6 protein-coding genes are annotated in these 5,589 nt (G+C 37.9%); all 6 read right to left on the bottom strand.

Translation table 11 applies throughout. The annotated features are described in order from the left end of the window. A partial coding sequence (locus tag ABYK33_RS13465) for a hypothetical protein (RefSeq protein ID WP_373033791.1) occupies positions 1 to 282 on the bottom strand: 282 nt, incomplete at its 3' end. 122 nt (positions 283 to 404) lie between these two features. Beyond that, complete coding sequence (locus ABYK33_RS13460) at positions 405 to 884, bottom strand: hypothetical protein (protein ID WP_373033790.1); 480 nt, start codon at positions 882 to 884, stop codon at positions 405 to 407. 224 nt (positions 885 to 1,108) lie between these two features. Continuing rightward, a complete protein-coding gene (locus ABYK33_RS13455; protein WP_373033789.1) occupies positions 1,109 to 1,696 on the bottom strand; it encodes a DUF3592 domain-containing protein in 588 nt (195 codons plus the stop codon). A 147-nt stretch (positions 1,697 to 1,843) separates the two neighbouring features. Further along, the gene (locus ABYK33_RS13450; RefSeq protein ID WP_373033788.1) at positions 1,844 to 2,527 is read right to left on the bottom strand and encodes a hypothetical protein; all 684 of its coding nucleotides are present in this window, start codon (positions 2,525 to 2,527) and stop codon (positions 1,844 to 1,846) included. Between the two features lie 137 nt (positions 2,528 to 2,664). After that, the gene (locus ABYK33_RS13445) at positions 2,665 to 4,524 is read right to left on the bottom strand and encodes an ATP-dependent endonuclease (RefSeq protein WP_373033787.1); all 1,860 of its coding nucleotides are present in this window, start codon (positions 4,522 to 4,524) and stop codon (positions 2,665 to 2,667) included. Positions 4,525 to 4,632: 108 nt separating this feature from the next. Then, positions 4,633 to 5,274: a hypothetical protein gene (locus ABYK33_RS13440; RefSeq protein ID WP_373033785.1), complete on the bottom strand. Its 642-nt coding sequence runs from the start codon at positions 5,272 to 5,274 to the stop codon at positions 4,633 to 4,635. Between the last annotated feature and the right edge of the window lie 315 nt (positions 5,275 to 5,589).

Here is a 5,589-nt window from a genome sequence, read left to right as displayed (position 1 = left end):
GTCGGCGTTGGCATAGGCGTCGGCCGTAAAGACGAGCGAGCCGCAACCGGCGTCGAGCACGACACCTTTGGGCGTGTCGGCCAGGGCCTCCCTGCAGAAGCGGTCGTACTCTTTGGGCCAGTTCCCCCAGATGAGCCGGTTGTAGAGAGGGTTGCCGATGAGCGCGTCGTAGAGACGGACCTTAGTGTCGTAGTCGGCCGTACGCTCCGGCGCGTCGATAGCGGAGTAGATACCTCCGTCTATCTTTTCGAGATGCAATTCTTTGATGATCTTCTCTAGCATATAGCCTTTTCCCTTCTCAGTACAAGGTGTTTTTTTACATTTTTATAGTTTACGTGAAAATGCATGTAAAAGTACAAATTACCGTAAAGTTATTGACGGGTTTTTCATTGACCCCATAACGTTTACTCTTTCTCCGCCCATTCACGGAGTTTGCGTTTAAGCTTTTGTTCGACCTTTTCGCTTATGTCGTCCCACTCTTTGACGACGTCCGTGTCATTTTCGTCTTCGGCCCACTCTTTGAGTCGTCGCATGATCTTTCGTTCGACTTTCTCGCCTACTTCCTCCCACTCTTTGTCGCGCTGTTTTTTCGCGGCGGAACGGCACGACACGTGGGAACTACCGCCCCAGACGAAGATGACGCCCAGCAGGAAACCAAAGTCGTACCAGCCGCCCGTGTTGTTGACCTCGTAGACGGAAACGTTTGCATTGAAGATATGGATGATGAGGGTAATAAAAGAGATCATCCCGTGCCAAAGCCCGTACCAGAACCCGGCCGGCTCTACCTGCACGAACCGCGCGTCACCGGCGGTGCATGCCGTAAAGAGGAAGAGTAGGGGGAGCAAGAGCAGTGCTATATATAATCGGGGATTTTTCAGTGTCATAGAAACTCCTTTTGACAGGTTCGGTGTTACCAGGGTCGCAACTGACCAGATGCTGTGATTATGCGATTTGTTAATAATATATCGTAATTGGGATTGGCAGTCAACATCTTTCGGTGCCATGGGCGTAAACCTGCTTTGAATGCTTTAGATCTTTTAGTATAAATAGACCAGCCGGGTCTTTAGGGCTTTTTGATGCTCTCTATCCAGCGATAATGAAAGTACCCCTAAATCATTACGGCTGCAAGTGAACTGCAGCCCAAAAGGAAAATAAAGATCCAGAAGATCTTTCGATGCAGGGGCATGTCGGCGATGAGAAGACTTTGCGAATGGTCTTTCGGATTGTAATAAACCCGCAAGACAGGCGTTGACATCTGTTTCATCAGCGCTTCGACCTCCTCAGGGAAATCACGTAACTCACGGTAGTTGGCTACCATGTCTGATACATACGTTTTGCTCCCGACTTTGTAACTGTATTTCATGTAAGGAAAATAGGACTTTGCACGATCAGCTGCAAAAGGGTTTTCAACAGCCACTTTTTTATAAAGCAGTTCTCCATCAACCGTTTTCCATGCAGCGGACAGCTTGAATTGCGTGATCCTGGGAATACTCATATAGATCAAGACCGCTCCGACCCCAACCAGCACGATCGACAACGTTGTTCCCAAGTCAATGGGCAACAGCAACAAAACCATCAAAGGAACCCCTGCCAAAGGTAACTTCCACATGATCGAACGATCGTCTCGAGATGACTTCTCAACAGTTTTTTTAGGTCGTAACCCTCTGTTTATTTTATGGATAAGTTTATTGTTCATAAGATTTAAAACCTTTAGAGATAACGTTTAAAATAAGCAGTCAAATAAGCCGAGCATGGGTTTTTAATTGGCTCCACTACCTTGTTATGAAAGTGGAGATTCAACCCCGAGATTCAACCCCAGGGGTGTAAATTGGTATTTTATTTGTTAAGATGGTTGTCCTTTATTATCCATAATATTAGTAAAGTCCATGTTGAAAAGTTGTTTTAATTGCTTTTCATTAAAGATGAGCGATTTATAACCTGTTATTTTTGGAGGCTTAGTTTGCTCATTATTACTGAAGTCTATTTCTACATGAAGAAATGTATACTGATTGATTCCATGTCTAATTCCAACTGTATGCTGTCTCAGCAAATTTTTCAATTTATTTAACAATTTTTTATTTTCTGTTGCATATTTTTCAATGTTTAATTTATTTTTCAATGGATGCTGAGCGTGTAGGATATTACCACACATTTTATAGGCCTGAATAAACTCAATTTGAGATAATGCAGCTTCATAGCCAAGGGGAATAAGTGAAGGTTGGCTTCTCTCTTTGTTTGGCGGAATCATATAGCTTGGAAGAGGGTAAAAGATAGTTGTTTTAGTACCAAGCACTTCGACTATTTTTTCAGGGTGCCATTCATTTCGGTCTTTATGGTTAAGCTTTTCACGATTCACCAGGACAGATAAATAAGCAACCAATTCCAAGATTTTTCTTATTTGTAACGAAGTTGATTCAATAAATACAAAATTATTATTTGGCTCATTCGATAACATTTCTGCCCATATTAATCTTTTTCGGATCTCTTCTACAATTTGTAAATATTTTTCTCGTATATCTAATTCCATATGTCAACCAGTTTTTAATTATTTATTTCTAACAAATTTGTACTCATGATTTTACAAATGATTTCTAACGTTTTAAATGAGCAATCAAAAAGTAGCCTTCGGGTTTTCGATTGGTCTCCTTTGGTTTGTTATGTCACTCATACTTGAAATGAATGAGCATTTGTCTCTTGATTAAATGTAATTTGAATTTCTTCATCAATAAATGCTCTATTAATGGAGATAACACATTCAAATGTTAGATCATTGTTAATGGTCAGGCTTTCAAGATTTAAAATTTGTTGATAAAGCGCATAATCAACTTTTGCATTTCTCTTTAAATCATCCGCATTTCTAATTTCTGCCTTTACAATTCCAGTCTGTACTTTATGTATCCATTCAAAAACCTCAAACGTAATATGTTTTCGAATTTCTAAATCAATGACAGGAACTGCATCATTAATTATTTCTAATAAATCTGCATATTCTTGACGAAGAGAGGCTGTATCTTGAACTTCAAGTAGATGATCTCTTTCAGTGTGAAACCACGCATCTTTATTATTAATATTCAAGTAGTCGACGTCAGACTGAGTGTAGTAATGTTCGATCTCCCCTTTGGGGAAAATATATGTATTTGTCGTTTTGAAAGCATTTAATAATTGCCCAAGGCGGCCTGATATGAAAGTAAAGTTTGCATGTGTAGTACCATCAAATACATTTCTTAGATCGTCACCAATGTTAATTATCCCCAAAAGCATAGTTACTCTTTTTTTGTGAGCTTCATCAGCAGAAAACTTGTCAAGCCTACTTTTAAGTAATGTCACTTGTTCATCATCGAACTCGTGACTAAGAATATAATCAGCAAGTAACGTTAATTTACTTTCTAAATCACCAATTTCAGAAGATACATTATCACCAATTCCATGCTCTTGTACATATGAATTTGGTCTTTCATCTTCACATATTACACTCCTCAACCTTCCCCTAAATAGTGCATCTAAATCAGCAATAATCCGGCAATCAACTTTTAGTGCTTGGCACAACCGATAAAATACACCAAGTTCATCTTTCCCACCAACATCAATTACACATGAACCCGAAGCCCCAATATTAATTCCAAGTTTTTCAAAAAGAATAGAAATTATTTGCTGATCTGTATAACCCTCTACAAATACGGGGTTAGGTGAAAAAAAGAATTGTTTATGATGGGTGTTAAACCTAGGGAGGAACCGATTCAATATATATGTGTCGTTATCGTCTAACTGCTCAATATATGTGGGGACTTTTCCAGGACCACAAACTAAAATACTCTTTAAGTCATTTATAGATTTTATATCAATAAAGTATGGAGAATGCGTTATTAGAAATATGAGTTTTTTACTTGGGTCTTCCAACGGATTTCCTGAAACTTTTCTAATTTCTTCTAGGAAAAATGATTGGTATTGAGGATGTAGATGTAGCTCCGGCTCATCAAAAATGAGACAGTTTTTTGAAGAATCATATAGAAATGTTAATAAAGTAATTAGTTCTTTCAGTCCATGACATTCACTTTCACTTAAACCATATTCGCTACCAGATGCTTTATTTTGCATCATAGGTTTAAGAAAACCACCTTGCTCAGCTAATCTTATGGTTTTGCCAAAAATATCAGAGAGTAGCGCTTCTATCTTTATTCTAATGTCAAGCCGCTCTTTTAAAATAATTATTCCTGATGATGATAAACCATGACCTTCAGCACGACTCTTATAGTCAGCAAGATATGTTATATCAAAACCTTTAGCTAAGCTGGCCCCGCCAAATCGTCCTTCGTTCTTTTTTTCAAGTCCAACAAGTCGTTCTGCACTTAAATATCTTGAGGTGAAGCCACTGTTATTAAAATGATTTCTTAGTTGTTCTGCTAATAGTGATTTACCAGTTCCATTCGGCCCAACAATATAATTGATATATCCCCACTTGTTTTTACTGAATCTTTCCTCACCCCATAGTAGGGGAATAGCTATTTCTACATTTTTATCGATCATAATCTTTTTGAATTCCTATTCTTTAAGTAAGTTACCGTTTTGGCATAACGTTTAAAATGAGCAATCAAAAATCCGCCCGAGGGGTTTTGATTGGTCTCCTCTGATTTGTTAGGGAATTTGACTATATCGTTGCACAATGTCATTTGCATCATTTTCATGCAAATAATCTATTACTGCATAACGTTTACCTATGCCGTTGAGTGATGTACCAACAAAAACACCTTTGGTATTGTCAGCAATCCAAAATCTATCATGAAAGACATTTGTATATTTTTTTTCAATTGATATCTGAGGATTGATTAATTGAATTTCACTGTCGAGCAATTGTTCTAACGTTGTATTTCGATTTGACAGCGTAGCAATACTTAGTTTTGAGCATTGTTGAAGTGATTCTCGAAACACACTGATAAAGTCATTTATGTAATCAGTATCATAATTGGCAGGATATAAATATGGATCAACTATCAATAAGGAGTTGGTTGCTGTGCAACGATTTAGTTTGTATTTGAGCGTATCAAGTACCGCATTCCTTGGTGTGCTATCAGGAAGTACGGCTTCAGTAAGTAACTCGCGAGATAAAATATCTGTAACGCTTTCATCTAAAAGTACTTGTTTCATTTCAGTAAAAAGTAGAACATCTTTTGTTGTAGATAATAATCTATAACCATCTTTCGAAAGTTGCTCAGCTAACTTGATGATGTAATCACTATCTGGCGATGGTTCAATAATATATAAATTATTTGATGACATAAATACTCCCTAACTATTTATTAGTGCACATTCTATACAACCAAGGCTTAAACATGGTCTTAGCAGAACTTATGAAAAGATGTAAAAAAATGTTACTTAATTGCAGATTGTCTATTTAGCTTGAATAGACAGTAAGACGAGTGAGTGAATTTCAATATTAATTCATCTAAACGCCAAAAAAGCCCCTAAAACCGCCAAGAAGAACACAACTTGCATATGCTGAACCAGACTTTCAGAGTCAAAACAGACAAGGAAAATTTATGGGAATCCCACAACCAGCTTTTTATATGATGAAATGCCAACAATCTACGCCTC

The sequence above is a fragment of the Sulfurovum sp. genome, from assembly GCF_041562805.1.
Classification (GTDB): Bacteria; Campylobacterota; Campylobacteria; order Campylobacterales; family Sulfurovaceae; genus Sulfurovum.
The sequence above is the reverse complement of the archived record's forward strand: the minus strand, read 5'-3'. Positions and strand labels throughout refer to the sequence as shown.